The following is a 25,426-nucleotide window of genomic DNA, read 5'->3' as shown; positions in this document are numbered from 1 at the left end:
CAAAGAAACTGACTGTTATTTCGTCATGAATTAACTGTTGTTCACTCTTCAAGACTTTAGTGTATTTTTTTGTGATACGGTCTTGTGAGTGCCCACACAGATTGTCTGATTAATTGTTAAAGAGCAGGCTGAAACAAAAATTAACATTCTCGTTCAGCCGGGCTGCGTATACTACGCTTTTCGCCCGCAGAGTCAAGCGCTTAATTCACTTTGCTCTGCCTGGCCTCACACGCTTTGTCAGCGTTGTGTCGGTCAGTGGTGGCGCATTATAGGGAACCCAGATTTTTACACAACACTTTTTTTTAGATTTATTGCCAACAGGTTGTTTGTTGCTCTTTTTGGGTCAAATTTAGGCGACAATAGCCAAAATCAATACGCTTTTCCCATTGCATACTGGTGTTTTCCTCACTAGGATCCCGTTAATGATAAGAGATCTCCATTTTTTCATTAGAGGTATATATGTCTGGAGTGTTACGCAGTTACCTTGGTACTCAACCTAAAATTGGTCAGAAAGTTCTATTAGATCCATCTAGTGTGATCATTGGTGATGTCAGACTTGCTGATGACGTCAGTATATGGCCTTTAGTTGTCATCCGTGGCGACGTTAATTACGTATCTATTGGCACACGTACTAACATCCAGGACGGCTCTGTATTACATGTGACACACAAATCTGTTGATAATCCCGATGGTTTTCCTTTAATTGTTGGGAATGATGTCACCATCGGGCATAAAGCAATACTCCATGGTTGCACTATTGGTAATCGAGTGCTCATCGGTATGGGTTCCATCCTACTTGATGGTTCAGTTATTGAAGATGACGTTATTATTGGAGCGGGCAGCTTGATAGCTCCAGGAAAAATATTAGAAAGTGGATACCTTTATGTTGGTAGCCCTGCCCGCCAGGTCAGAAAACTAAAACCTGAAGAATTAGAAGTACTACGTTATTCAGCGAGCAATTATGTTTGCTTGAAAAATGACTACCGGCAAGAAGGTAATATGTAGCGTCCTAAATGATCATCATCCCCGTTATTGATTAGCAATTCGAATTCCTCTTCAAGATCCCAACGATTTTGTCGGAAAAGATTTAATGGATGATGATCTTTCCCATAACGGTATAAAAGATCCCTAGCCCTCATAGCACAGTGAACCAATGACCCATTTACCAACGCGGGAAAAATGACTATCTGCTGTTGTTCATCCCACTCTTCTCTATCAGGAAACTGGATAGATTGATTCACAAATGTAACTCCTGTTCCAATGTTAACAGCACAGGTGCAATTTCTGGCAGTACATCATGCCATAATTTAAATGAATGAGCGGCCTGTCCTACTAACATCCCTAATCCATCAGCACAACGAGAAACACCATGTTTTTTAGCAAAGGAAATGAAAGGCGTCAAATTAGCCTGATAAAACACGTCATAACAGACACAATTTTCATTAAATATTGATGGAGATATCTCAGGAATTTCACCATTAATACTGGATGCAGTCGCATTGATAATAAGATCAAACTCAGGGCTATTAAGTGTTTTCATCTCAACGGCCCGAATGTTACCTATTGGTGAAAAATTATTAGCAATCTGGATGGTACGACTGAACGTTCGGTTTGTAATTGTAATATCACAACCAAATTCTAATAATGGAGATAAAACACCTCTAGCAGCCCCACCAGCCCCAATGATTAAAATATGCTGCCCTTGAGTAATAAACTCAAGTCGTATCAAATCTGCTAATAATCCTACACCATCCGTGTTATCACCAAGCAATTGATTATTATCTAGCAATTTCAAGGTATTGACTGCGCCACTAAATCTTGCCCGCTCAGTCAACTCATTTGCCCTGATAAATGCCTGCTCCTTAAATGGCACAGTAATATTAGCTCCTATCCCCCCCTGTTCAAGAAACATATCCAATGTCTCTTCAAATTTACCTATTGGTGCTAAAATCTTCCCATAACAATGCGCAATACCTGTTTGATCAGCAAATAACTGATGGATACGGGGAGATTTACTGTGCGTAACAGGATTACCAAAGACAGCGAATTGATTCATATTTATTCTACCCTTGACGATAAAGCTCACCAGTTAAAGCGTCCCGAATTTCTGAAGGATTCTTCCGCCCTCCAACATCACCATCTAACACAGAAAGTTTATCCCCAAATTGTTGTCTAACTTCTTCTGCTGTTCGGCATGGTTCAAGACCATTTAAATTTGCACTGGTCGATACCAATGGTTTTCCATAAAAAGTACATAACTGTTTCACCAAAGGATGATCGCTAACTCTAACAGCCAAAGTGGAAAATTGCCCAGTCAACCATTTAGATGTACCGGCTTTTGCAGGGATCACCCAGGTTACAGGCCCAGGCCAACAAGCAAATATAACTTCTTTTTGGTATTCTGTTAGAAGCTTATCATCAAGATATGGCTGTAATTGTCTATAATTATCTGCAATAAGAATCAACCCTTTTTGCCACGGGCGCTTCTTTAATGTAAGCAGTTCATTTACCGCTTTTTCACTATCAGGATCACATCCAAGCCCAAAAACAGCTTCAGTTGGATAAGCAATAACTTTTTCGGATTTCAGCGAAGTTAATACTTTTTCAAATGCAGGTGATACTTCATTACTCATTTTATTACTCAGTTTAATTTATTTGCTGTTTTTCACACAACTTACTAGCACAAAACAACTTTGTACCTTGTAATGTGCGTTTTTCCATCAATAACGGATAGAAACAAAACACACATTCACCAACAACTGGCTTATTATTTAATACAAACTGGCAGTTGGGGTAACGGTTACACGCGTGAAAAATTTTTCCGAAACGTGATTTTCTTTGGAGTAGTTGCCCTTTTTTGCATTGGGGGCAGGCTATCGACGTCTCATTCGGTTTATCAATCAGTGCCGTATGTTCGCATTCAGGATAACGACTACAACCAATGAACATTCCATAACGCCCTTGACGTAAAACTAAATTAGCTCCACATGCAGGACATAACTGCCCTTCAAGTTCTTTTACCACATGGCCGTTACTTTGCCCTTTTAATGAGCGAATATATTGACATGATGGATAACTAAAACATCCAAGAAATGGGCCATGAATGCCATTGCGGATAACCAAAATAGAGCCACATTCAGGACAATATTCAGTTTCATCAGTGGAGAAAGGAACCATTTTTGCCATACCATTTTCACTTGAAATTTATACTTATATGACGTTAAACAAGACTTTGAGTATTCAGTTAATTAACTCTCGCGCACATAACCACCAGAAACCACAGCCACCTTACCCAATAATTCTAGTTCAAGGAGTTTTGTCATTACCTCAGCTATAGGTAATGCAGAACGTTGCGCAATAACATCAACCGGCGTTATTTCATCACCTACGTTAACCAGCACATCAGCAAATGGCAACTCTGTTTGCTCAAACTGGAGTTTTACCTGGAGTTTTACTTCTTCCTTTGCGCTTTCCATATCCATATGTAGCCATTGTAATGAACTGTGGACATGTTCCACAATATCCATTGCGTTTGTAGCCAGATATGCTCCCTGTTTTATCAACCAGTGATTCCCTTCGCTGACTGAGCTCCCCAAAAACCCTGGTAATGCAAATACATCCCTTCCCTGTTCAAGAGCGCAACGAGCTGTAATTAATGAACCGCTGTTTTGACTCGCTTCTACAACAATAACTGCCGAACTTAATCCACTGATAATCCTATTTCTTTTAGGGAAGTTTTTTGCGCGTGGAGGAGTATCCGGAAAAAATTCAGAAACAAGGGCTCCTCCCCCCTCTATTTGCTTTGCTAATAATCCGTGTCTATAAGGATAAATCTGATCAAGACCGCTACCTAATACAGCTATTGTTTGACCACCACTATCCAGCGCAGATCGGTGACAAATACCATCAATACCAATAGCTAAACCGCTAGTAATAACTAACCCATGTCCAACCAATTCACCTGCAAAAATTTTTCCCCATTTCTCGCCATAATAGCTTGCTGCCCTGCTCCCTACCATCGCCACCTGCTTCTTTAAAAGAAGATCTAATTTCCCTGACACAAAAAGCGCAAGAGGCGGGGTATGTATTTGCTTCAATAGAGGTGGATACAAAGGATGAGAATATGTCAATAAATGGTGTTCCGGCTGTTCCAGCCATTTTAAGCATGAAGCTAGCAAGGTTTTATTTGCCTTAGTAAATTGCAAACATTGTGCTGACGTTAACCCACTATCCTTAAGCACGATGAGATAACGATTCCCAGCATGCAGTAATTTCTCTGTAATATTAGCTGCTTTTTCTGTTGCTAAATGAGAGATCATCTTCATTCGCAACCATACTTCCATAGCTTCCATGTTGTCATCCTGACTGAGATTGACGGACAGAACCAAACTGCTCAATTAGCAATCAATACTGTCAATCTAAACGGGAAATGTCTAGAATAGATATAAAATACCACTCACATTTTGGACACAGATCTAAATATATATGTCAGTATTACAAGTATTACATTACCCAGACGAGCGGCTTCGCACTATTGCAATGCCTGTTAAAGAAGTTAATGCGGAGATTCAACGTATCATTGATGATATGTTTGAAACTATGTACATAGAGGAAGGTATTGGCCTTGCAGCAACACAAGTTGATATTCATCAGCGTATTGTCGTTATTGACGTATCTGAAACTCGTGATGAACGCCTTGTACTGATAAATCCAGAGTTACTGGAAAAAAGTGGTAATACTGGGATTGAAGAAGGCTGTTTGTCTATTCCTGAACAGCGAGCACTAGTGCCACGAGCTGAAAAAGTCAAAATCAGGGCGTTAGATTACAATGGTCAATCATTTGAATTACAAGCTGATGGCTTACTAGCTATTTGTATTCAGCACGAGATGGACCATTTAATTGGTAAGCTTTTTGTGGATTACCTATCTCCACTGAAACGCCAGCGTATACGCCAGAAAGTAGAAAAGCTGGATAAACAAAGAGCCCGAACCAAATAAATTATATTAATACAGGAAATAAACGTGTCTGATTCTTTACGTATTGTTTTTGCCGGAACACCTGACTTTGCGGCACGCCATTTAGAGGTTTTATTAACGTCTCAGCATGAGGTAGTTGGCGTTCTAACTCGACCAGACAAACCGGCAGGAAGAGGTAAAAAACTGACATCCAGTCCTGTAAAAGTACTGGCTGAAAAACATAATATTACCGTTTTTCAGCCAGCCACTTTGCGTTTAGAAGAAAACCAGCAATGGATTCTGAAACAGCAACCTGATGTTCTCATAGTTGTAGCCTATGGATTAATCCTCCCTAAGGCTGTTTTAAATATTCCAAGATTAGGCTGCCTGAACGTACACGGCTCTCTATTACCACGTTGGCGTGGTGCAGCACCGATTCAACGTTCACTCTGGGCCGGTGACACGGAAACCGGCGTAACGATCATGCAAATGGATATAGGCCTTGATACTGGCGATATGCTATATAAAGCAAGCTGTCCTATTACACTTGAAGATACTAGTGCCAGTTTATACGAAAAACTAACCAATATTGGGCCAGATGCACTGCTTAAAACATTATCATTAATAACATCAGGTAAAAGCCAGCCTGAAACACAAAGTGAAAAGTTGGTTACCTACGCTGAAAAACTAAGCAAAGAAGAAGCCAAAATAAATTGGAAACTATCTGCAACCTATCTTGAACGTTGCATTCGTGCATTTAATCCTTGGCCCATGAGCTTTTTCGAGATAGAAGAGCAACCTGTTAAAATCTGGAAAGCAGAAGCCATTGAAAAACAAATTTCGGTAGAACCAGGAACTGTCTTAAAAGCAGACAAAAAAGGTATTCATATTGCCACTGCCGATGGAATTTTGAATATCACGCAATTACAACCTGCTGGTAAAAAAGCAATGTCAGCCGCAGATCTACTTAACTCTAAACGTGAGTGGTTTACGCCAGGTAATAAAATCAACTGAATACTATTCTATGTAAACTCTCTCTCACAAATTTTCTCTTAATGCTGACTTTTGTCAGCCTTTTTAACTATGAAAAATACATATAATCTACGAAGTATCACCGCGAAAGCAATCAATCAAGTTCTGGACCAAGGGCAATCTCTCAGTACGATATTGCCTGAACTTCAACGAAATATCACTGATAAAGATAAATCTTTGTTACAGGAGTTATCTTTCGGGGTATTACGTGTATTACCTCAGTTAGAATGGATAATAAGTCAATTAATGGAAAAACCATTAAAAGGTAAGCAACGTATTCTTCATTACCTGCTTATGGTTGGCATATACCAACTTACCTATACCCGTATCCCAGCTCATGCAGCACTTGCTGAAACAGTAAATGGAGCCGTAACTCTGAAATATCCTCAGCTAAAAGGATTAATGAATGGTGTCCTTCGCCAGTTTCAGAGGCAGCAATTGCAATTAATGGAGCGTTCACAAAACAGCCCCAGCAATCACTTACATCCTGAATGGTTATTAGCTAAAATCCAAAAAGCCTACCCGCAAGAATGGCCGCAATTTATTGAAAATAACAATAAGAAACCGCCCATGTGGTTGCGAGTTAATCGAATATACCATAGTCGAGATGAATATCTTTCCCTTCTCCATAAAGCCGGAATTGATGCAGAACCAGCTATCGAATTACCTTTTGCTATCCGTGTAATTTTCCCCTGTCCGGTAACAATATTACCTGGATTTGATAAAGGTTGGGTGACTGTTCAAGATGTATCTGCACAAGGGTGTGCCGAGTTATTACAACCAATCAATGGAGAGAAAATTCTCGATCTTTGTGCCGCACCAGGAGGGAAAACAACACATATCCTAGAAATAGCGCCAAAAGCCCAAGTATTAGCTGTAGATATTGATGAACACAGGATCAAACGAGTAAAAGAAAATCTCCAGCGCCTTAATTGCCATGCAACAGTAAAAACCGGTGATGGACGCCACCCTAAATATTGGGCAGAAGGTCAGCAATTCGACCGTATCCTTCTGGATGCACCTTGTTCAGCAACAGGAGTAATCCGTCGCCACCCTGATATCAAATGGCTACGCCGCGAAGAAGATATTGCTCAATTGGTTCAATTACAATCTGAAATTATTGATGCAATCTGGCCATATTTAAAGAGAGGCGGGACATTAGTATATGCAACCTGTTCTATTTTGCCGGATGAAAATAGCCAGCAAATCAGCTCGTTTTTAAAACGCCACCCAGATGCCAAACTATCGGGAACAGAGACAGGAGATAACCTAGGAAAACAAATAATACCTGAATTCAATGGTGGTGATGGTTTCTTTTACGCTCGATTAATTAAACAGTAATATATCTCCACAATTTATAAAGATAATTATCTGTTTCTAACAAGTTAGAGAATACTATGAAAATAATTATTCTTGGTGCAGGTCAAGTTGGCGGTACATTAGCTGAAAATCTAGTAGGTGAAAATAACGATATCACTATAGTCGACACTGATCCCAACCGCCTGCACCAACTACAGGATAAATTCGACCTCAGGGTAGTCAATGGTCATGGTTCTCATCCCAGAGTATTAAGAGAAGCTGGTGCTGAAGATGCTGATATGTTAGTTGCTGTAACTAATTCTGACGAAACTAACATGATTGCATGCCAAATTGCTTATTCCTTATTTAATACACCAAATAAAGTTGCGCGAATACGCGCAGCAGAGTATATCCGTGAATCAGATAAGCTTTTTCTGCCTAACGACATTCCTATTGATTATCTTATTTCACCAGAGCAACTCGTCATAGATTATATTTATAAACTAATTCAGTATCCTGGCGCTTTACAGGTTGTTAACTTTGCCGAAGGTAGAGTAAGTATTGTTGCAGTAAAAGCTTACTACGGAGGTTCACTTGTAGGAAATGCTCTTTCTTCACTTCGTGAACACATGCCACATATTAATACCAGAGTTGCTGCCATATTTCGCCAGGATCGGCCTATAAGACCACAAGGCTCTACAATTATTGAGGCTGGTGACGAGGTTTTTTTTGTGGCTGCATCACAACATATTCGTGCTGTAATGAGCGAACTTCAACGCTTAGAAAAGCCTTACAAGCGTATTATGATCGTTGGTGGTGGTAATATTGGCGCCGGACTTGCCCTACGTCTCGAAAAAGATTACAGGGTTAAATTAATTGAACGAAATCAGCAAAGAGCCACAGAACTAGCCGAATTATTACACGACACTATTGTTTTCTATGGGGATGCATCTGACCAAGAGCTATTAGCCGAAGAACATATAGAACAGGTAGATGTATTCATTGCCCTAACCAACGATGACGAAGCAAATATCATGTCTGCAATGCTTGCCAAGCGCATGGGAGCCAAAAAAGCCATGGTTCTCATTCAGCGTAGTGCATATGTTGATTTAGTACAAGGAGGTGTCATTGATATTGCAATCTCTCCACAGCAAGCAACTATTTCAGCTCTATTAGGTCATGTTCGTAAAGCAGATATCGTAAGTGTTTCCTCATTACGTCGTGGAGTAGCGGAAGCTATCGAAGCAATTGCTCATGGAGATGAAAACACTTCAAAAGTTGTCGGCCGAGCTGTAGGTGATATTAAATTGCCACCAGGTACTACAATTGGAGCAATAGCACGCGGTGACGAAGTGATTATTGCTCATGATTACAGTGTAATCGAACAAGGAGATCATGTAATTATGTTTATTACAGATAAGAAATTTGTTCCCGAAGTAGAAAGACTATTCCAACCAAGCCCTTTTTTCCTTTAGGAACCAAAAATAATTATCTACCAGTCGTATAATTCAAACACAATAACTGAGACAACTTGACACATTTTAATTAACACGATGATTGAAAGAATATGGTGAACTTTTTAAAACAGTTTGTAAATTTACTATGAAGTGCAATTCTACTAATCCCTCTGCTGACGGGATTATTGATATGATCTTGAAAAATATCTTGCTGTCATTAGCTATTTTCTATGCAATGAAATTAATAAATAAATCATATAGTAAAAAAAGAGATTGAGGCTATGCCAGAAACCCCAACTACTAAAGAAAAATTATTAATAAAAATCAGCAGCTTACCAAAAGAGCAAAAATAAACCTATTAGAACTAAAAGGCCAGTGGTAATAAATCTAATAATCCCTTACCACTGGCCTCCCAGTTACTTGCCTTGTCATGTTTTCCTTTCCTCTGGTAACTTCCTTTTCCTTTTTTATTTTTCTCAATTCTCTGTTTGAATAATGGATCACGTAGTAGAGCTTCAATAGCATTATCCTTTATCACGCCTTTTTTATGGTGATATATAATCATCATATTCCTCTATCATATTAATTGGCCCAAAAACACAGCAATTGTACTCTCTGAATCATCCATAATAAAGAAAAATTACTTATTCCTTATTTGAAGCTCCTTGTTCTAAAGTTTCAAGAATAGAACAATAAGTACTTATATGAGAACTCCCACAGCAAGCATCACTTAACATCTTAAGTGAATCACGCATTTTTAGCATTTCAAGAAGTTTTTCTTCTACTTCCATCAACCTAGAATCTACAATTTGCTTCGACTCTTCACAAGTATGATGATCTGGATCTACACGAATAGACAATAATTCTGTGATAGCTTCCAATGTAAATCCCAGCTGCTTGGCATAACGTATAAACCGAAGGCGCTGTAAATCTTGCTCTGTATAAAGCCTATATCCCCCCTCGGTACGGTTCTGATGTTCCATCATTCCTTGTTTTTCATAGAAACGTACTGTATCAGGGGTCACATTAGCTAATTTAGCTAGTTGGCCAATACGATACATCTTCATATCTCCTACAATAAACACGCTATTTGAAATATCAGCATAACAGGATAGAAAGAAATAAGTGAGAAATTCAAATATACAGATATAAAAAAACCGGGATAAACCCGGTTCTTTTATACATCCCTACAGATTACTCTGCAGTCGCAACTTCTGTTTGAGGCTCAACAGCACGGTCAACAAGCTCGATGTATGCCATCGGAGCATTATCACCAGTACGGAAGCCACACTTAAGAATACGAGTGTAACCACCTGCGCGGCTCGCAAAACGCGGGCCCAGCTCATTAAACAGTTTTGCCACGATTTCGTTATCACGAGTACGGGCGAATGCCAGACGACGATTAGCTACGCTATCGGTCTTGGCAAGAGTAATCAGCGGCTCAACGACGCGACGCAGTTCTTTCGCTTTAGGCAGAGTCGTCTTGATGATTTCATGACGGACCAAAGAACCTGCCATGTTGCGGAACATAGCTTGGCGATGGCTGCTGTTGCGGTTCAATTGACGACCACTCTTACGATGGCGCATGACCTTATCCTTCTCAGTAAAACCTTAACCTGTGATCTAGTTATTCATCAGCAATACTTGCTGGTGGCCAGTTTTCCAAGCGCATGCCTAGAGATAAGCCACGTGAAGCCAGTACGTCTTTGATCTCTGTGAGAGATTTTTTACCCAGGTTAGGTGTCTTAAGCAACTCAACCTCGGTACGCTGTACCAAATCACCGATGTAGTGGATAGCTTCTGCCTTAAGGCAGTTAGCAGAGCGGACAGTCAATTCCAGATCGTCAACAGGGCGCAGCAAGATCGGATCAAACTCTGGCTTCTCCTCTTTTACTTCTGGCTGACGTACATCACGTAAATCAACAAAAGCTTCCAGCTGTTCAGCCAAAATAGTAGCTGCACGGCGAATCGCCTCTTCAGGATCGATTGTACCGTTAGTTTCCATCTCGATAACCAACTTGTCCAAATCGGTACGTTGTTCTACACGCGCTGCTTCAACATTGTAGGCAATACGCTCTACTGGGCTATAACAAGCGTCTACTAACAAACGACCAATAGGGCGCTCATCTTCTTCCGAATGAATCCGGGCAGAAGCCGGCACATAACCCCGACCACGCTGAACTTTAATGCGCATGCTTATAGAAGCAGTTTCGTCAGTCAGGTGACAGATTACATGTTGCGGCTTGACGATTTCGACATCTCCGTCATGGATAATATCGGCTGCAGTCACAGGGCCAATGCCAGACTTATTCAAGGTAAGAATAACTTCATCTTTACCCTGAACTCTTACCGCCAGCCCTTTCAGGTTGAGGAGAATCTCCAGGATATCTTCCTGTACACCTTCTTTGGTGCTGTACTCATGCAGTACACCATCAATCTCAACCTCAGTCACCGCACAACCCGGCATAGACGAAAGCAGAATACGGCGCAGTGCGTTGCCTAGAGTATGACCAAAGCCACGCTCTAAAGGCTCAAGGGTCACCTTGGCGTGCGTCGAACTGACTTGCTCGATATCAACCAGGCGCGGTTTTAGAAACTCTGTCACAGAACCCTGCATTGTGTCCTCTCTTTGGTGCTAAGCTTTACTTAGAGTAAAGCTCGACGATCAGGTGTTCGTTGATGTCAGCGGACAGATCGGTACGTTCTGGAGTACGTTTGAACACACCTTCCATCTTCGCAGCATCAACCTCCAACCAAGTTGGTTTCTCACGCTGCTCAGCCAGCTCTAAAGCCGCCTTGATACGAGACTGCTTTTGCGATTTTTCGCGAACGCTGACTACGTCATTCGGGGATACCTGATAAGAAGCGATGTTAACAACGCGACCATTTACCATGATAGCTTTATGGCTTACCATTTGGCGTGATTCAGCACGAGTGGCACCGAAACCCATACGGTAAACAACGTTGTCCAGACGACCTTCCAGCAAACTCAGCAGGTTCTCACCTGTATTGCCTTTCAGACGAGTTGCTTCTTTATAATAGTTACGGAATTGACGTTCTAGGACACCGTAAATACGGCGCACTTTTTGTTTTTCACGTAACTGTACACCGTAGTCAGACAGACGCGGTTTACGTGCGCCATGCTGTCCAGGTGGTTGTTCCAATTTACACTTGGTGTCAATCGCGCGAACGCCAGACTTCAGGAACAGGTCTGTACCCTCGCGACGGCTCAGCTTGAGCTTAGGACCCAAATATCTTGCCATTTTCTTTCTCCAACAAACCTAAAAAAATAAACGCTATTAAACGCGACGTTTTTTAGGTGGACGACAACCGTTATGAGGGATCGGAGTCACATCAGTAATGTTAGTGATGCGGAAACCTGCCGCATTTAACGCTCGGATAGTTGACTCGCGGCCAGGACCAGGTCCTTTAACCATAACTTCCAGGTTCTTAATTCCGTATTCTTTCACTGCTTCGGCACAGCGCTCTGCTGCAACCTGAGCCGCAAACGGAGTAGATTTACGAGAACCACGGAAACCGGAACCACCCGCAGTTGCCCAACCCAGAGCGTTACCCTGACGGTCAGTAATGGTCACGATGGTGTTGTTGAAAGAAGCATGGATATGAGCCACACCGTCAGAGACTTGCTTTCTTACACGCTTACGTGCACGAATAGGTGCTTTTGCCATTATACAATACCCCGATTATTTCTTGATCGGCTTACGTGGACCCTTACGGGTACGTGCATTGGTCTTCGTACGCTGACCGCGAACCGGTAGACCACGACGGTGACGTAAACCACGATAAGTACCAAGATCCATCAGACGTTTGATGCTCAGGGTTACTTCACGACGCAGATCACCTTCTACAACGTATTTGGCAACTTCGTCACGCAGCTTGTCAATTTGCTCTTCAGACAGCTCACTGATCTTAACATGTTCAGCAATACTCGCTGCAGCACAAATGGCTTGAGAACGAGTTTTACCGATTCCGTAGATCGATGTTAAAGCGATTACGGTATGCTTCTGATCAGGAATGTTAATGCCTGCTATACGGGCCACTATGCACTCCTACAATTATTTACAGCAACACCATTCTGAAAAGCCCGTTTTCAGGATACTCAAACAATGTTGCTGTGATATAAAAAAGATTGGCTGGCTAATTTAGCCAGCTCAAACCGACTTTGCAAGAAAAATATGCTATTTTATTAGCCTTGGCGTTGTTTATGCTTAGGCTCTGCACTACAAATCACACGCACGACACCGTTACGCTTAACGATTTTGCAGTTGCGACATAATTTCTTGACGGAAGCACGAACTTTCATTTTTACTCTCCGTAACTTCTCAAGCAAACCAATCAGCGGTTATAACCTTTAAGGTTTGCCTTCTTCAGTGCAGACTCATACTGACTTGACATCATCAGAGTTTGCACTTGAGCCATAAAGTCCATGATGACCACAACTACGATAAGTAGCGAAGTACCGCCAAAATAAAATGGTACCTTCATCGCGTCACGCATGAACTCCGGGATTAAGCAGATAAAAGTAATATACATCGCACCAACTAAAGTCAGACGTGTCATTACCTTATCAATGTACTTGGCCGTTTGCTCTCCCGGACGAATTCCTGGTACAAATGCACCGGACTTCTTCAGGTTATCTGCTGTTTCTCTCGGGTTAAAAACCAACGCTGTATAAAAGAAACAGAAGAAGATGATTGCAGACGCGTAGAGTAACACATAAAGCGGTTGCCCAGGCTGCAAATACATTGAAATAGTAATCAGCCAGTTCCAACCAGTTCCACCCCCAAACCAAGACGCTATGGTACCAGGGAACAGAATAATGCTGGAAGCGAAAATTGCAGGGATAACTCCAGCCATATTCACTTTCAACGGTAAATGTGTGCTCTGTGCAGCATAAACTCGGCGACCCTGTTGCCGTTTCGCATAGTTAACAACGATACGTCGCTGACCACGCTCCATGAAAACAACGAAGAAAGTTACTGCAAACACTAACACTGCAACCAACAGCAACAGGAGGAAGTGCAGATCGCCTTGCCGAGCTTGCTCAATGGTATGGCCGATGGCCGGCGGCAAACCCGCAACAATACCAGCAAAGATTATGATAGAGATACCGTTTCCAATACCACGCTCAGTAATCTGCTCACCCAACCACATCAGGAACATAGTCCCAGTAACTAGGCTCACAACAGCCGTGAAGTAGAAAGCAAACCCTGGGTTAATCACCAGCCCTTGCATTCCTGGCATATTCGGCAAACCAGTAGCAATACCGATTGACTGGAATATAGCCAGCACTAAAGTACCATAGCGAGTGTACTGGCTAATCTTACGACGGCCAGCTTCCCCTTCCTTCTTAATCTCAGCCAACGTTGGGTGAACCACCGTTAGCAACTGAATAATAATAGACGCAGAAATATACGGCATTATCCCCAGTGCAAAGATAGAAGCACGACTTAAAGCACCACCAGAGAACATGTTAAACATTTCAATGATGGTGCCCCTTTGCTGTTCGAGCAATTTGGCAAGCACAGTGGCATCAATACCAGGGATAGGAATAAAAGAACCAATACGGAAAACAATCAGCGCTCCAATAACAAACAACAGTCTGCGTTTCAGCTCGCCCAATCCACCTTTAGCGCTTTGAAAATCTAATCCTGGTTGTTTAGCCATCTGTTACTTATTCCTCAATTTTACCGCCGGCAGCTTCAATTGCCGCACGAGCGCCTTTAGTAACACGAAGGCCACGCACAGTTACTGCGCGTTTGATTTCGCCAGAAAGCATAACTTTTGCGAATTCAATTTGAGTGCCAACGATGTTAGCGGCTTTCAGTGCATTCAGATCGATAACATCGCCTTCAACGGTAGCAAAGTCAGACAAACGAACTTCTGCTGTAATCATTGCTTTACGTGAAGTGAAGCCAAATTTTGGCAAACGACGGTATAAAGGCATCTGACCACCTTCAAAACCGCGACGTACGCCACCGCCAGAACGAGATTTCTGACCTTTGTGACCACGGCCACCAGTTTTACCCAAGCCAGAACCAATACCACGACCTACACGTTTAGGCGCATGCTTGGCACCTTCAGCCGGAGACAGAGTATTTAAGCGCATCTGTTACTCCTCAACTTTAACCATATAGGAAACCAAGTTGATCATACCACGTATAGCAGGAGTATCTTCGCGCTCTACTGTATGACCGATACGACGCAGACCTAAACCAGCCAAGGTTGCCTTATGTTTAGGCAGGCGGCCGATTGAACTGCGAATTTGTGTTACTTTAATAGTCTTAGCCATGGCCATTACCCCAGAATTTCTTCGACGGATTTACCACGCTTAGCTGCGACCATTTCTGGAGACTTCATGCTGTCTAAAGCATCCAGAGTTGCACGAACCACATTAATAGGGTTAGTGGAACCATAGGTTTTAGCCAGTACGTTACGAACACCAGCCACTTCCAAAACAGCACGCATAGCACCGCCTGCGATGATACCAGTACCTTCGTGAGCAGGTTGCATGAACACACGGGAACCGGTGTGTGTACCTTTCACTGGGTGATGCAGAGTGCCGCTGTTTAGTGCGACGGTTTTCATATTGCGACGGGCTTTTTCCATCGCTTTCTGGATTGCTGCCGGAACTTCGCGTGCTTTGCCGTAGCCAAAACCAACGCGACCATTACCATCACCTACAACAGTCAGTGCGGTAAAGCTGAAAATCCGGCCACCTTTTACGGTTTTAGATACGCGGTTTACCGCGATCAGCTTTTCCTGCAGTTCGCCAGCTTGTTTTTCGATGTGAGCCATCTTACACCTCTACCTTAGAACTGAAGGCCAGCTTCACGGGCAGCATCTGCCAGTGCCTGGACTCGACCATGATATTGGAAACCAGAACGGTCAAAGGATACATCTTTGATACCTTTCTCCAGTGCACGTTCAGCAATTGCTTTACCAACTGCTGATGCTGCTTCTTTATTTCCAGTGTATTTCAGTTGCTCATTGATAGCTTTTTCTGTAGTAGAAGCTGCCACCAAAGTTTCAGAACCGTTTGGTGCGATAACCTGCGCATAAATATGGCGTGGGGTACGATGTACCACCAGGCGAGTTGCACCCAGTTCCTGGAGCTTGCGGCGTGCGCGGGTCGCACGACGGATACGAGCTGCTTTCTTATCCATAGTGTTACCTTACTTCTTCTTAGCCTCTTTGATACGCACGACTTCGTCGGCGTAACGAACACCCTTACCTTTATAAGGCTCAGGACGACGATAGGCACGCAGTTCTGCCGCAACCTGACCGATTACCTGCTTATCAGCACCTTTCAGTACGATTTCAGTTTGTGACGGACATTCTGCAGTAATGCCTACTGGCAATTCGTGGTCAACTGGATGCGAGAAGCCCAGAGACATGTTAACAACATTGCCCTTGACTGCTGCACGATAACCAACACCTACCAGTTGAAGCTTCTTAGTGAAGCCTTCGGTAACACCGATAACCATGGCATTCAGCAAAGAGCGAGTCGTACCCGCCTGTGCCCAACCATCAACATAACCATCGCGTGGAGCGAAGGTTAGTTGGCTATCTACATGTTTAACTTCAACTGAGCTGTGGATTGTACGACTCAGCTCGCCGTTTTTACCCTTAATCGAAATAACCTGACCGTTGAGTTTTACCTCTACGCCGGCAGGAATGACGACGGGTGCTTTTGCAACACGAGACATTCTTTCCTCCCGATTAAGCTACGTAGCAGAGAATCTCGCCACCAAGACCTGCTTGGCGAGCTGCACGATCAGTCATTACACCTTTAGAGGTAGAAACAACAGCAATACCTAAACCGGCCATAACTTGTGGCAGCTCATCTTTTTTCTTATAGATGCGCAGACTTGGACGGCTTACACGCTGAATACTTTCTACGACAGCCTTACCCTGGAAGTACTTCAGTACTAATTCCAGTTCTGGCTTGGTGTCGCCTTCAATTTTAAAATCTTCAATATAACCTTCTTCCTTCAGCACTTTGGCAATTGCCACTTTCAGCTTGGAGGAAGGCATGGTGACCGCAACTTTATTCGCGGCCTGACCGTTACGGATACGGGTCAGCATATCCGCGATGGGATCTTGCATGCTCATCTGTCTTTACTCCCGTGATTCAATTGGTGACAATTACCAGCTAGCCTTCTTAAGGCCCGGAATTTCACCGCGCATAGCGGCTTCACGGACTTTAATACGGCTCAACCCAAACTTCCGCAAAAATCCATGCGGACGCCCAGTTTGGCGGCAGCGATTACGCTGACGAGAAGGGCTGGAATCACGTGGCAGTGTTTGCAGCTTAAGAACAGCATTCCAACGCTCTTCATCAGATGCATTCACATCAGAAATGATAGCTTTCAGTTCTACACGCTTAGTGAAGAATTTTTCAGCTAATTTTACACGTTTTACATCACGTGCTTTCATTGATTGCTTAGCCATGAATACCCTGCCTTACTTGCGGAATGGGAAGTTAAAAGCAGCCAACAGTGCGCGGCCTTCATCATCAGATTTCGCAGTTGTGGTGATAGTAATATCTAAGCCACGAACACGATCCACTTTATCATAATCGATTTCAGGGAAGATGATTTGCTCACGTACACCCATGCTGTAATTACCACGACCATCAAATGACTTCGCAGACAAACCACGGAAATCACGGATACGAGGTACAGCAATAGAAATCAGGCGCTCAAGAAACTCCCACATGCGTTCACCACGCAGGGTTACTTTACAGCCGATTGGATAGCCCTGACGGATTTTGAAGCCTGCAACTGATTTGCGTGCTTTGGTGATAAGTGGTTTTTGACCAGAGATTGCTGTTAGATCCGCTGCTGCATTATCCAGCAGTTTCTTATCAGCGATCGCTTCACCAACACCCATATTCAGGGTGATCTTCTCGACCCGAGGGACTTGCATGACAGAATTGTAGTCAAACTGAGCCATCAGTTTTTGGACTACCTCGTCTTTGTAGTAATCATGCAGTTTCGCCATCGTATTACTCCAAATTACTTGATAGTTTCGCTATTAGATTTAAAGAAACGAACTTTTTTACCGTCTTCAAATCTAAAACCTACACGGTCAGCCTTGCTGGTTGCCGCATTGAAGATTGCAACGTTTGAAACTTGAATTGCAGCTTCTTTTTCAACGATGCCACCTGGTTGATTCAGCGCCGGAACAGGCTTCTGATGTTTTTTAACCAAGTTGATACCTTCAACAATGACCTTCCCAGTAGAAAGAACCTGTTTTACTTTACCGCGCTTACCTTTATCTTTGCCAGTCAGCACGATAACTTCGTCATCACGACGGATTTTCGCTGCCATTGTCCGCTCCTTAGAGTACTTCTGGTGCCAGGGAGATAATTTTCATGAACTTTTCATTACGAAGTTCACGAGTTACCGGCCCAAAAATACGCGTACCGATAACTTGCTCACTCGTGTTGTTTAACAACACACAAGCATTGCCATCGAAGCGAATGACAGAACCGTCAGGGCGACGAACACCCTTCTTGGTGCGCACCACTACCGCTTTCAGGACATCACCTTTTTTCACTTTACCGCGAGGAATTGCTTCCTTGATGGTGATTTTAATGATGTCGCCGACATGTGCATAGCGACGGTGCGAGCCACCCAGAACCTTGATACACATTACGCGACGTGCACCGGAGTTGTCGGCCACGTTCAGCATAGTCTGTTCTTGGATCATTTTAGTGCTCCGCTAAATGTCAACTACTACTGAGCCCACTTCATTGTTATGAAGAGGCCGTTCAAATACCCCATACCATGAGGGCGCGGCATTATAACACCACATCTCAGATATGGATAGAAAAAATAAACGGCCCATAATCTGAGCCGTTTACTCTATTCGAGTCAGCTTACAGAATCGCTTTCTCTACAACGCGAACTAAGGTCCAAGATTTAGTTTTGGACAATGGACGGGTTTCGCGGATTTCCACTACATCACCGATTCCACATTCATTGTTCTCGTCATGTACGTGCAGTTTAGTCGTACGCTTGATGAACTTACCATACAGAGGATGTTTCACCTTACGCTCAATAGCAACAACAATAGATTTTTCCATTTTGTCACTAACAACACGACCTTGCAGAGTACGGATTTTATCGGTCATTACGCACCCGCCTTCTCAGTCAGTAAAGTCTTAACGCGTGCGATATCACGACGCACTTGTTTCAACAGATGAGACTGTTGTAGCTGGCCACTTGCAGCCTGCATACGCAGGTTAAATTGTTCACGCAGCAGGTTCAGCAGCTCAGTGTTCAGCTCTTCAACGCTTTTTTCGCGCAGCTCTTGTGCTTTCATTACATCACCGTCTTAGTTACAAAGGTGGTTTTGATAGGCAGTTTCGCTGCTGCCAGCTTGAATGCTTCACGAGCCAGCTCTTCAGGCACACCGTCCATTTCATAAAGGACTTTACCGGGTTGGATCAAGGCAACCCAATATTCTACGTTACCTTTACCTTTACCCATACGCACTTCGAGTGGCTTTTCAGTGATAGGTTTGTCTGGGAATACACGGATCCAGATTTTACCTTGACGTTTAATTGCACGGGTCATAGCACGACGTGCCGCTTCAATCTGACGTGCAGTCAGACGACCACGGCCCACAGCTTTCAGACCGAAAGTGCCGAAGCTAACATCCGCACCTGCTGCTAGGCCACGGTTACGGCCTTTATGCACTTTACGGAATTTCGTACGCTTTGGTTGTAACATCAGCGACTCTCCTTACTTGCGGCCTTTACGCTGCTGCTTTTTAGGTTGCGCAGCCGGTTTTTCCGCCTGTTCAACAGCAGCCATACCACCCAAGATCTCACCTTTGAAGATCCATACCTTAACGCCGAGTACACCATAAGTGGTGTGCGCTTCTGAAGTATTATAGTCGATGTCTGCACGCAGTGTGTGCAGAGGTACACGACCTTCACGATACCATTCAGTACGCGCAATTTCAGCACCGCCCAAACGGCCACTTACTTCCACTTTAATGCCTTTAGCGCCCAAACGCATTGCGTTCTGAACTGCGCGTTTCATAGCACGGCGGAACATAACACGACGTTCCAGCTGCGAAGTGATACTATCAGCAACTAGTTTAGCGTCCAGCTCAGGCTTACGCACTTCAGAGATATTAATTTGCGCAGGCACACCAGCGATTTCCGCTACAGTTTTACGCAGTTTTTCTACGTCTTCACCTTTCTTACCGATTACGATACCTGGGCGAGCAGTGTGAATAGTTACACGGATGCTTTTAGCAGGACGTTCAATAACAATGCGTGAAATAGACGCTTTTGCCAGTTCTTTGTTCAAGTACTGGCGCACTTTAAAATCGCTGTCCAGGTTGTCAGCGAATTCTTTGGTATTCGCATACCAGGTAGAGTTCCAAGGTTTGACGATACCCAGGCGAATACCATTAGGATGTACTTTCTGACCCATTGCTAGTCTCCAGAGTCTCAGCGATCGGACACAACCACAGTAATGTGGCTGCTGCGCTTCAGGATGCGATCTGCACGACCTTTCGCACGAGGCATAATACGCTTCATGGTAGGGCCTTCGTCTACGAAAATCTTCGTGACTTTCAGATCATCAATGTCAGCGCCATCGTTGTGTTCTGCATTAGCAATAGCAGACTCAAGTACCTTCTTCACTAAACCAGCAGCTTTCTTGTTGGTATAGGTCAAAGTTTCCAGAGCTTGCGACACTTTCTTACCGCGAATCAGGTCAGCTACAAGGCGAACCTTCTGAGCAGAAGAACGAGCGTGGCGATGTTTAGCGATAGTTTCCATCTCTTCCTCCTACCTTAGCGCTTTTTAGCCTTTTTATCGGCCGCATGGCCGCGATAAGTACGAGTCGGCGCAAATTCACCTAGTTTGTGACCAACCATTTCGTCGGAAACAAAAACTGGTACATGCTGACGACCATTATGGACAGCGATGGTCAAACCGATCATGTTAGGAAAGATCGTTGAACGACGGGACCAAGTCTTAATAGGCTTTTTGTCTCCGCTTTCCACCGCTTTCTCTACCTTCTTCAGCAAGTGCAGGTCAATAAATGGACCTTTCTTGAGAGAACGTGGCATGGCTTATCCTCTAATTATTTTTTAGTACGGCGACGTACAATGAACTGATCAGTACGTTTGTTACTACGGGTCTTCTTACCTTTAGTTTGAACACCCCAAGGAGTTACAGGATGTTTACCAAAGTTACGACCTTCACCACCACCATGTGGGTGATCTACTGGGTTCATCGCCGTACCACGAACGGTAGGACGAATGCCACGCCAGCGACTTGCACCGGCTTTACCCAGAACGCGTAGCATATGTTCTGCGTTACCCACTTCACCTAAAGTAGCGCGGCAGTCAGACAGAACTTTACGCATTTCACCAGAACGCAAACGCAAGGTTACATAAGAACCATCACGAGCAACAATCTGAACATATGCACCAGCGGAACGAGCCAACTGACCGCCTTTACCCGGCTTCATCTCTACGTTGTGTACAGTAGAACCAACTGGGATATTACGCATTGGCAATGCATTACCAGCTTTGATAGCTGCATCAGCACCAGATTGGATCTGATCACCAGCTTTCAGGCCTTTAGGTGCAAGAATATAACGACGTTCACCGTCTTTATACAGAACCAAGGCGATGTTTGCTGAACGGTTTGGATCATATTCCAAACGCTCAACTACAGCAGGGATACCATCTTTATTACGCTTGAAATCAATCAAACGATAGTGCTGTTTGTGGCCACCACCGATGTGACGAGTGGTAATACGGCCATTGTTGTTACGACCACCGGTTTTGCTGCTTTTTTCCAGCAACGGAGCATAAGGTTTACCCTTATGCAGCTCAGGGTTAACCACTTTAACAACGTGGCGACGGCCCGGAGACGTAGGTTTACATTTAACAATTGCCATTGTTCTTTACTCCTCCGACTTACTCTGCACCACCAATGAAGTCCATATTCTGGCCTTCCTTCAGAGTGACATAAGCTTTTTTCCAGTCGCTACGACGACCAATACGCTGACCGTGGCGTTTAGTTTTGCCTTTAACCAGCAAAGTGTTAACACCTTCAACTTCGACTTCAAACAATTTCTGCACAGCAGCTTTAATTTCTGCTTTAGTCGCGTCTTTTGCAACTTTGAGAACGATGGTATTGTTTTTTTCCATCGCTGTAGAAGCTTTTTCAGATACATGCGGCGCGCGCAGTACTTTCAGCAGACGTTCTTCACGGATCATGCCAGCATCTCCTCAACTTGCTTCACAGCATCAGCAGTCATAACTACTTTATCGAAGGCGATCAAACTAACTGGATCGATACCAGCTGCATCACGAACATCAACCTTGTACAGGTTGCGAGCTGCTAAGAATAAATTCTCATCAACTTCACCAGTGATAATCAGCACATCTTCCAGAGCCATTTCTTTCAATTTCTGAACTAGAAGCTTAGTTTTAGGAGCTTCTACAGAAAAACTCTCGACAACGATCAGACGCTCTTGACGTACCAGTTCAGACAGGATGCTTTTCAGAGCACCGCGGTACATTTTTTTATTAACTTTTTGACTGTGGTCCTGTGGCTTAGCTGCGAAAGTTACACCACCAGAGCGCCAAATTGGGCTCTTGATAGAACCAGAGCGTGCACGACCAGTGCCTTTCTGACGCCATGGTTTTTTACCTGAACCAGAAACTTCAGCACGGGTTTTCTGAGCACGAGTACCTTGACGTGCACCAGCTGCGTAAGCAACAACTACTTGATGCACAAGCGCTTCATTGAAATCACGCCCGAAGGTAGTTTCGGAAACAGTCAGCGCGCCTTGCGCGTCTTTCATTACCAATTCCATTCCTATCTCCTTGACGTTACGCCTTGACAGCCGGTTTTACGATCAGGTTGCCACCAGTTGCACCTGGAACAGCACCTTTGACCAGCAGCAGGTTGCGCTCAGCGTCAACACGTACTACATCCAGGCTTTGAACGGTTACACGCTCATTACCCAGTTGGCCTGCCATTTTCTTGCCTTTAAATACCTTGCCCGGAGTTTGGTTCTGACCGATAGAACCCGGAACACGGTGAGACAAAGAGTTACCGTGGCTAGCATCTTGGGTACGGAAGTTCCAGCGCTTAACAGTACCAGCAAAACCTTTACCTTTAGATGTACCAGTAACGTCGACTTTCTTAACGTCAGCGAAAATTTCAACGCTAATGCTTTGACCTACAGTGAATTCTTCGTTTTCAGACAAACGGAATTCACGCAGGATACGGCCAGCTTCAACACCAGCTTTAGCGAAATGACCTGCTTCAGGTTTATTTACACGGTTAGCTTTTTTGCTACCAGTAGTAACCTGAATTGCACGATAACCGTCGCTATCCAGAGCTTTAACCTGAGTAACACGGTTATCTTCAATTTCGATAACAGTTACAGGGATTGAAACCCCATCTTCAGTGAAGATACGAGTCATACCCACTTTTTTACCGACTAAACCAATCATTGTTTCAACCTCTCAATCGTTCAATGACCTGATTAACCCAGGCTGATCTGCACGTCTACACCGGCAGCCAGATCCAGACGCATCAGAGCATCAACGGTTTTCTCAGTTGGCTCAACGATGTCAACCAGACGCTTATGAGTGCGAATTTCGTACTGATCACGAGCATCTTTATTAACATGCGGAGAAATCAGAACAGTAAAACGCTCTTTACGAGTCGGCAGCGGGATCGGACCACGAACCTGCGCACCAGTGCGCTTAGCGGTCTCGACAATTTCCGCAGTTGATTGATCGATCAAACGATGATCAAATGCTTTCAGGCGGATACGGATTCTTTGGTTCTGCATGAGACCAGAGCTCCAACTATTTTATAAACGTAAGTAACTACTCCTCGTGCCCATTTCGATTGATGGGAGAGTGTAATCGTTCAATATATAACCCCCATATCGGGAGTATTTTTAAATGGCAGAAAAGTAAAACACTGCACATTTACTGACTAACAAATCAGGCTTACTCAAAGTAAGCCCGCGTATTATACGCAAATCAATTAGCAAAGCAAGATACAGATGAAAATCTGTTCGGAATGAAATAAATGAGTATAAAATAAGATGCCCTAGCTTTAGTAGATAGGGCATTTTTCCAGGACTATTCTCCTTCAAGAATCTGTGCCTGGGTATAATTTTGAATCCCCATGCGTTCAATTAATTCAAACTGAGTTTCCAGCCAATCAATATGCTCTTCTTCTTCATCTAAAACATCGATCATCAAATCACGACTAACATAATCATGAATCGAATCAGCATAAGCGATCGCTTCTCTCAAATCCTTGGCTCCTTGCAATTCTAGTTGCAAATCGGATTTGAGCATTTCTTCGATATCTTCTCCGATGTTAAGTTTTCCTAAATCCTGCAAATTAGGAATTCCCTCAAGAAAAAGGATACGTTCAATGTACCTATCAGCATGTTTCATTTCATCGATAGATTCATGATATTCCTTGTCATTAAGGCGGGTCAGACCCCAGTTTTTGAACATCCGGGCGTGCAGAAAATACTGATTAATTGCAACAAGCTCATTTCCAAGAAGTTTGTTCAAATGAGCAATTATTTTTTTATCACCTTTCATAGCCTACTCCTCCGCTTCCAGTACTTAAAGTGTAGTACCTATTCAGCAGAGTAGTAATAAACTTACCTTATTTTTTATCAAGCAACGTTATCTATCTTAGGCAGTTGTGCAATTTCCTCATTAATTAGCTCTCTGGCTTGGCGTATGCATTTACCACAATCACGGCCTACAGGCACAATACGTTTTAGTTCCCCGATAGAGTGAACATGATGCTGACGCACCGCGTTACGTATTGTTTTGTCACTCACCGCATTACATAGGCAAACATACATAAATAGCACTCTCTAGTACATATTAGAGCTTATATTAAATAATAATGAGTATCATTTCAATAATCATTCGTATTTTAATTCTATGTTCCAACTCTTCCAAATTTCCTTTCACCTCCATCAGATGGAAGTGGTTCACTCATCTACATAACATTCTGACGTATAAGACTTTTATCACTACTAGTAGCTTTATTAAACTTATGCCATCTTAAATAAAATTTAGCTAAACCAACCACATATTAAAGACACAGCAACTTGCTCTAGAACTGATAATTGGAAGGAAGGAGAGGGATCATTTGTTTACAATATTGCGGGATTCACATGTTTAGTTGTATGAGAACAGACTTGGCATAAGAACAAACGTTAACAGATTCTATGATGAATGAGTGATAGGTATAGATATGCCCAAAGCACCCTAGTAGAACAAGCGGATAATACCCAAGGACAAACTACCAACTATCACAGTCAAAAACCAGAGACTAGAAGAAGTACCCCAAGATGATTCATGTAGGCAATTCAAGGAAAGGATATATGTAAAGACATCAGCCGACAGACCCCTGATGTAATACCAGAGGTCTATTTAAAACAAACCCGAGTTCAAGCTTGCTCTAGGACTAAATATACGAAGCTATTAAGCAATAACTTTAGCAACAACACCAGCACCTACTGTACGGCCACCTTCACGGATTGCGAAGCGCAGACCCTGATCCATCGCGATTGGTGCAATCAGGGTAACAATCATCTGAATGTTATCACCTGGCATCA

43 protein-coding genes are annotated in these 25,426 nt (G+C 43.4%); 5 read left to right on the top strand and 38 right to left on the bottom strand.

The window, feature by feature from the left end:
- The first annotated feature begins 459 nt into the window (after positions 1–459).
- Complete coding sequence (locus C5471_RS20135; RefSeq protein ID WP_133813945.1) at positions 460–1,005, top strand: gamma carbonic anhydrase family protein; 546 nt, start codon at positions 460–462, stop codon at positions 1,003–1,005.
- Here the strand turns inward: C5471_RS20135 and C5471_RS20130 are convergent.
- The 5 genes from C5471_RS20130 to dprA all read right to left on the bottom strand — a co-directional run bounded on the left by C5471_RS20130 (position 981) and on the right by dprA (position 4,352).
- On the bottom strand, positions 981–1,241 hold the full coding sequence (locus C5471_RS20130) for a DUF1488 family protein (protein WP_133813946.1): 261 nt from the start codon (positions 1,239–1,241) through the stop codon (positions 981–983). The two genes, C5471_RS20135 and C5471_RS20130, sit on opposite strands and share 25 nt — an antisense overlap.
- Positions 1,238–2,056 (bottom strand): shikimate dehydrogenase, encoded by an 819-nt coding sequence (aroE, locus tag C5471_RS20125; RefSeq protein WP_133813947.1) that lies wholly within the window; start codon positions 2,054–2,056, stop codon positions 1,238–1,240. Before aroE ends, C5471_RS20130 begins: the two co-directional genes overlap by 4 nt.
- A 7-nt stretch (positions 2,057–2,063) precedes the next feature.
- Entirely contained in the window at positions 2,064–2,633 is a 570-nt protein-coding gene (tsaC, locus tag C5471_RS20120) for an L-threonylcarbamoyladenylate synthase type 1 TsaC (RefSeq protein WP_133813948.1), read from the bottom strand.
- Positions 2,634–2,646: 13 nt separating this feature from the next.
- Positions 2,647–3,186, bottom strand: a complete 540-nt coding sequence (locus C5471_RS20115) for a DNA topoisomerase family protein (RefSeq protein WP_133813949.1) — start codon at positions 3,184–3,186, stop codon at positions 2,647–2,649.
- 62 nt (positions 3,187–3,248) lie between these two features.
- On the bottom strand, positions 3,249–4,352 hold the full coding sequence (dprA, locus tag C5471_RS20110) for a DNA-protecting protein DprA (protein ID WP_133813950.1): 1,104 nt from the start codon (positions 4,350–4,352) through the stop codon (positions 3,249–3,251).
- 133 nt (positions 4,353–4,485) lie between these two features.
- On the opposite strand from dprA, the gene def reads away from it, so the two are divergent.
- From def to trkA, 4 genes are all read left to right on the top strand, one after another.
- Positions 4,486–4,998, top strand: coding sequence for a peptide deformylase (def, locus tag C5471_RS20105; RefSeq protein WP_133813951.1), 513 nt, complete (start codon positions 4,486–4,488; stop codon positions 4,996–4,998).
- A gap of 24 nt (positions 4,999–5,022) precedes the next feature.
- Positions 5,023–5,970, top strand: a complete 948-nt coding sequence (gene fmt / locus C5471_RS20100) for a methionyl-tRNA formyltransferase (RefSeq protein WP_133813952.1) — start codon at positions 5,023–5,025, stop codon at positions 5,968–5,970.
- 69 nt (positions 5,971–6,039) lie between these two features.
- Entirely contained in the window at positions 6,040–7,329 is a 1,290-nt protein-coding gene (gene rsmB / locus C5471_RS20095) for a 16S rRNA (cytosine(967)-C(5))-methyltransferase RsmB (protein ID WP_133813953.1), read from the top strand.
- 56 nt (positions 7,330–7,385) lie between these two features.
- Positions 7,386–8,762, top strand: coding sequence for a Trk system potassium transporter TrkA (gene trkA, locus C5471_RS20090; RefSeq protein WP_133813954.1), 1,377 nt, complete (start codon positions 7,386–7,388; stop codon positions 8,760–8,762).
- A gap of 346 nt (positions 8,763–9,108) precedes the next feature.
- Here the strand turns inward: trkA and C5471_RS20085 are convergent, their stop codons facing one another.
- The 33 genes from C5471_RS20085 to C5471_RS19925 form a co-directional block, all read right to left on the bottom strand.
- Entirely contained in the window at positions 9,109–9,309 is a 201-nt protein-coding gene (locus C5471_RS20085) for an alternative ribosome-rescue factor A (protein ID WP_133814260.1), read from the bottom strand.
- A gap of 79 nt (positions 9,310–9,388) precedes the next feature.
- A complete protein-coding gene (zntR, locus tag C5471_RS20080; protein ID WP_021322782.1) occupies positions 9,389–9,805 on the bottom strand; it encodes a Zn(2+)-responsive transcriptional regulator in 417 nt (138 codons plus the stop codon).
- Positions 9,806–9,938: 133 nt separating this feature from the next.
- Positions 9,939–10,331 (bottom strand): 50S ribosomal protein L17, encoded by a 393-nt coding sequence (gene rplQ / locus C5471_RS20075; RefSeq protein WP_133813955.1) that lies wholly within the window; start codon positions 10,329–10,331, stop codon positions 9,939–9,941.
- 40 nt (positions 10,332–10,371) lie between these two features.
- On the bottom strand, positions 10,372–11,361 hold the full coding sequence (locus C5471_RS20070) for a DNA-directed RNA polymerase subunit alpha (RefSeq protein WP_011148772.1): 990 nt from the start codon (positions 11,359–11,361) through the stop codon (positions 10,372–10,374).
- 25 nt (positions 11,362–11,386) lie between these two features.
- Positions 11,387–12,007, bottom strand: a complete 621-nt coding sequence (gene rpsD / locus C5471_RS20065) for a 30S ribosomal protein S4 (RefSeq protein WP_133813956.1) — start codon at positions 12,005–12,007, stop codon at positions 11,387–11,389.
- A 36-nt stretch (positions 12,008–12,043) separates the two neighbouring features.
- Positions 12,044–12,433, bottom strand: a complete 390-nt coding sequence (rpsK, locus tag C5471_RS20060; RefSeq protein WP_002919257.1) for a 30S ribosomal protein S11 — start codon at positions 12,431–12,433, stop codon at positions 12,044–12,046.
- A gap of 15 nt (positions 12,434–12,448) precedes the next feature.
- Entirely contained in the window at positions 12,449–12,805 is a 357-nt protein-coding gene (rpsM, locus tag C5471_RS20055) for a 30S ribosomal protein S13 (protein ID WP_133813957.1), read from the bottom strand.
- Positions 12,806–12,951: 146 nt separating this feature from the next.
- A complete protein-coding gene (gene rpmJ / locus C5471_RS20050; RefSeq protein WP_002227352.1) occupies positions 12,952–13,068 on the bottom strand; it encodes a 50S ribosomal protein L36 in 117 nt (38 codons plus the stop codon).
- A gap of 32 nt (positions 13,069–13,100) precedes the next feature.
- Positions 13,101–14,432 (bottom strand): preprotein translocase subunit SecY, encoded by a 1,332-nt coding sequence (gene secY / locus C5471_RS20045; protein ID WP_133813958.1) that lies wholly within the window; start codon positions 14,430–14,432, stop codon positions 13,101–13,103.
- A gap of 7 nt (positions 14,433–14,439) precedes the next feature.
- Positions 14,440–14,874, bottom strand: coding sequence for a 50S ribosomal protein L15 (rplO, locus tag C5471_RS20040; protein WP_133813959.1), 435 nt, complete (start codon positions 14,872–14,874; stop codon positions 14,440–14,442).
- A 3-nt stretch (positions 14,875–14,877) separates the two neighbouring features.
- Positions 14,878–15,057: a 50S ribosomal protein L30 gene (gene rpmD / locus C5471_RS20035; protein WP_133813960.1), complete on the bottom strand. Its 180-nt coding sequence runs from the start codon at positions 15,055–15,057 to the stop codon at positions 14,878–14,880.
- 5 nt (positions 15,058–15,062) lie between these two features.
- On the bottom strand, positions 15,063–15,563 hold the full coding sequence (gene rpsE, locus C5471_RS20030; protein ID WP_021322788.1) for a 30S ribosomal protein S5: 501 nt from the start codon (positions 15,561–15,563) through the stop codon (positions 15,063–15,065).
- A 14-nt stretch (positions 15,564–15,577) separates the two neighbouring features.
- A complete protein-coding gene (rplR, locus tag C5471_RS20025) occupies positions 15,578–15,931 on the bottom strand; it encodes a 50S ribosomal protein L18 (RefSeq protein WP_133813961.1) in 354 nt (117 codons plus the stop codon).
- 9 nt (positions 15,932–15,940) lie between these two features.
- Positions 15,941–16,474: a 50S ribosomal protein L6 gene (gene rplF / locus C5471_RS20020; RefSeq protein ID WP_133813962.1), complete on the bottom strand. Its 534-nt coding sequence runs from the start codon at positions 16,472–16,474 to the stop codon at positions 15,941–15,943.
- Between the two features lie 13 nt (positions 16,475–16,487).
- Positions 16,488–16,880: a 30S ribosomal protein S8 gene (gene rpsH / locus C5471_RS20015; protein WP_021322790.1), complete on the bottom strand. Its 393-nt coding sequence runs from the start codon at positions 16,878–16,880 to the stop codon at positions 16,488–16,490.
- A gap of 33 nt (positions 16,881–16,913) precedes the next feature.
- Positions 16,914–17,219, bottom strand: coding sequence for a 30S ribosomal protein S14 (gene rpsN / locus C5471_RS20010; RefSeq protein WP_021322791.1), 306 nt, complete (start codon positions 17,217–17,219; stop codon positions 16,914–16,916).
- A gap of 12 nt (positions 17,220–17,231) precedes the next feature.
- Positions 17,232–17,771, bottom strand: coding sequence for a 50S ribosomal protein L5 (rplE, locus tag C5471_RS20005; protein WP_021322792.1), 540 nt, complete (start codon positions 17,769–17,771; stop codon positions 17,232–17,234).
- A 14-nt stretch (positions 17,772–17,785) separates the two neighbouring features.
- Positions 17,786–18,100: a 50S ribosomal protein L24 gene (gene rplX, locus C5471_RS20000; RefSeq protein ID WP_132356032.1), complete on the bottom strand. Its 315-nt coding sequence runs from the start codon at positions 18,098–18,100 to the stop codon at positions 17,786–17,788.
- 10 nt (positions 18,101–18,110) lie between these two features.
- Complete coding sequence (gene rplN, locus C5471_RS19995; RefSeq protein WP_015836277.1) at positions 18,111–18,482, bottom strand: 50S ribosomal protein L14; 372 nt, start codon at positions 18,480–18,482, stop codon at positions 18,111–18,113.
- 169 nt (positions 18,483–18,651) lie between these two features.
- Positions 18,652–18,906: a 30S ribosomal protein S17 gene (rpsQ, locus tag C5471_RS19990; RefSeq protein ID WP_011148786.1), complete on the bottom strand. Its 255-nt coding sequence runs from the start codon at positions 18,904–18,906 to the stop codon at positions 18,652–18,654.
- Positions 18,906–19,097, bottom strand: a complete 192-nt coding sequence (rpmC, locus tag C5471_RS19985) for a 50S ribosomal protein L29 (protein ID WP_021322794.1) — start codon at positions 19,095–19,097, stop codon at positions 18,906–18,908. The genes rpsQ and rpmC overlap by 1 nt, the downstream gene beginning before the upstream one ends.
- The gene (gene rplP, locus C5471_RS19980) at positions 19,097–19,507 is read right to left on the bottom strand and encodes a 50S ribosomal protein L16 (protein ID WP_012990491.1); all 411 of its coding nucleotides are present in this window, start codon (positions 19,505–19,507) and stop codon (positions 19,097–19,099) included. Before rplP ends, rpmC begins: the two co-directional genes overlap by 1 nt.
- A 12-nt stretch (positions 19,508–19,519) precedes the next feature.
- Positions 19,520–20,221 (bottom strand): 30S ribosomal protein S3, encoded by a 702-nt coding sequence (rpsC, locus tag C5471_RS19975; protein WP_015836279.1) that lies wholly within the window; start codon positions 20,219–20,221, stop codon positions 19,520–19,522.
- A gap of 17 nt (positions 20,222–20,238) precedes the next feature.
- Complete coding sequence (gene rplV / locus C5471_RS19970; RefSeq protein WP_011148790.1) at positions 20,239–20,571, bottom strand: 50S ribosomal protein L22; 333 nt, start codon at positions 20,569–20,571, stop codon at positions 20,239–20,241.
- Between the two features lie 14 nt (positions 20,572–20,585).
- Positions 20,586–20,864 (bottom strand): 30S ribosomal protein S19, encoded by a 279-nt coding sequence (gene rpsS / locus C5471_RS19965; protein WP_011148791.1) that lies wholly within the window; start codon positions 20,862–20,864, stop codon positions 20,586–20,588.
- A 14-nt stretch (positions 20,865–20,878) separates the two neighbouring features.
- Positions 20,879–21,703, bottom strand: a complete 825-nt coding sequence (rplB, locus tag C5471_RS19960; RefSeq protein ID WP_021322795.1) for a 50S ribosomal protein L2 — start codon at positions 21,701–21,703, stop codon at positions 20,879–20,881.
- Between the two features lie 19 nt (positions 21,704–21,722).
- Positions 21,723–22,025 (bottom strand): 50S ribosomal protein L23, encoded by a 303-nt coding sequence (gene rplW, locus C5471_RS19955; protein WP_133813963.1) that lies wholly within the window; start codon positions 22,023–22,025, stop codon positions 21,723–21,725.
- Positions 22,022–22,627 (bottom strand): 50S ribosomal protein L4, encoded by a 606-nt coding sequence (gene rplD / locus C5471_RS19950; protein WP_133813964.1) that lies wholly within the window; start codon positions 22,625–22,627, stop codon positions 22,022–22,024. The genes rplW and rplD overlap by 4 nt, the downstream gene beginning before the upstream one ends.
- A gap of 16 nt (positions 22,628–22,643) precedes the next feature.
- Positions 22,644–23,273 carry a 50S ribosomal protein L3 gene (gene rplC / locus C5471_RS19945; RefSeq protein WP_133813965.1) on the bottom strand — a complete coding sequence of 210 codons (630 nt, stop codon included), beginning with the start codon at positions 23,271–23,273 and terminating at the stop codon, positions 22,644–22,646.
- A gap of 32 nt (positions 23,274–23,305) precedes the next feature.
- Positions 23,306–23,617 (bottom strand): 30S ribosomal protein S10, encoded by a 312-nt coding sequence (rpsJ, locus tag C5471_RS19940; protein ID WP_001181005.1) that lies wholly within the window; start codon positions 23,615–23,617, stop codon positions 23,306–23,308.
- A 298-nt stretch (positions 23,618–23,915) separates the two neighbouring features.
- A complete protein-coding gene (gene bfr / locus C5471_RS19935; RefSeq protein WP_133813966.1) occupies positions 23,916–24,392 on the bottom strand; it encodes a bacterioferritin in 477 nt (158 codons plus the stop codon).
- Between the two features lie 77 nt (positions 24,393–24,469).
- Positions 24,470–24,664 carry a bacterioferritin-associated ferredoxin gene (gene bfd / locus C5471_RS19930; protein WP_133813967.1) on the bottom strand — a complete coding sequence of 65 codons (195 nt, stop codon included), beginning with the start codon at positions 24,662–24,664 and terminating at the stop codon, positions 24,470–24,472.
- Between the two features lie 628 nt (positions 24,665–25,292).
- On the bottom strand, positions 25,293–25,426 hold a 134-nt coding region (locus tag C5471_RS19925), incomplete at its 5' end, for an EF-Tu C-terminal domain-related protein (protein WP_479687639.1).

It is taken from the genome of Photorhabdus tasmaniensis, assembly GCF_011189505.1.
Classification (GTDB): domain Bacteria; phylum Pseudomonadota; class Gammaproteobacteria; order Enterobacterales; family Enterobacteriaceae; genus Photorhabdus; species Photorhabdus tasmaniensis.
Note: the sequence above shows the minus strand (reverse complement) of the source record. Positions and strands in the feature narration are given on the sequence as shown.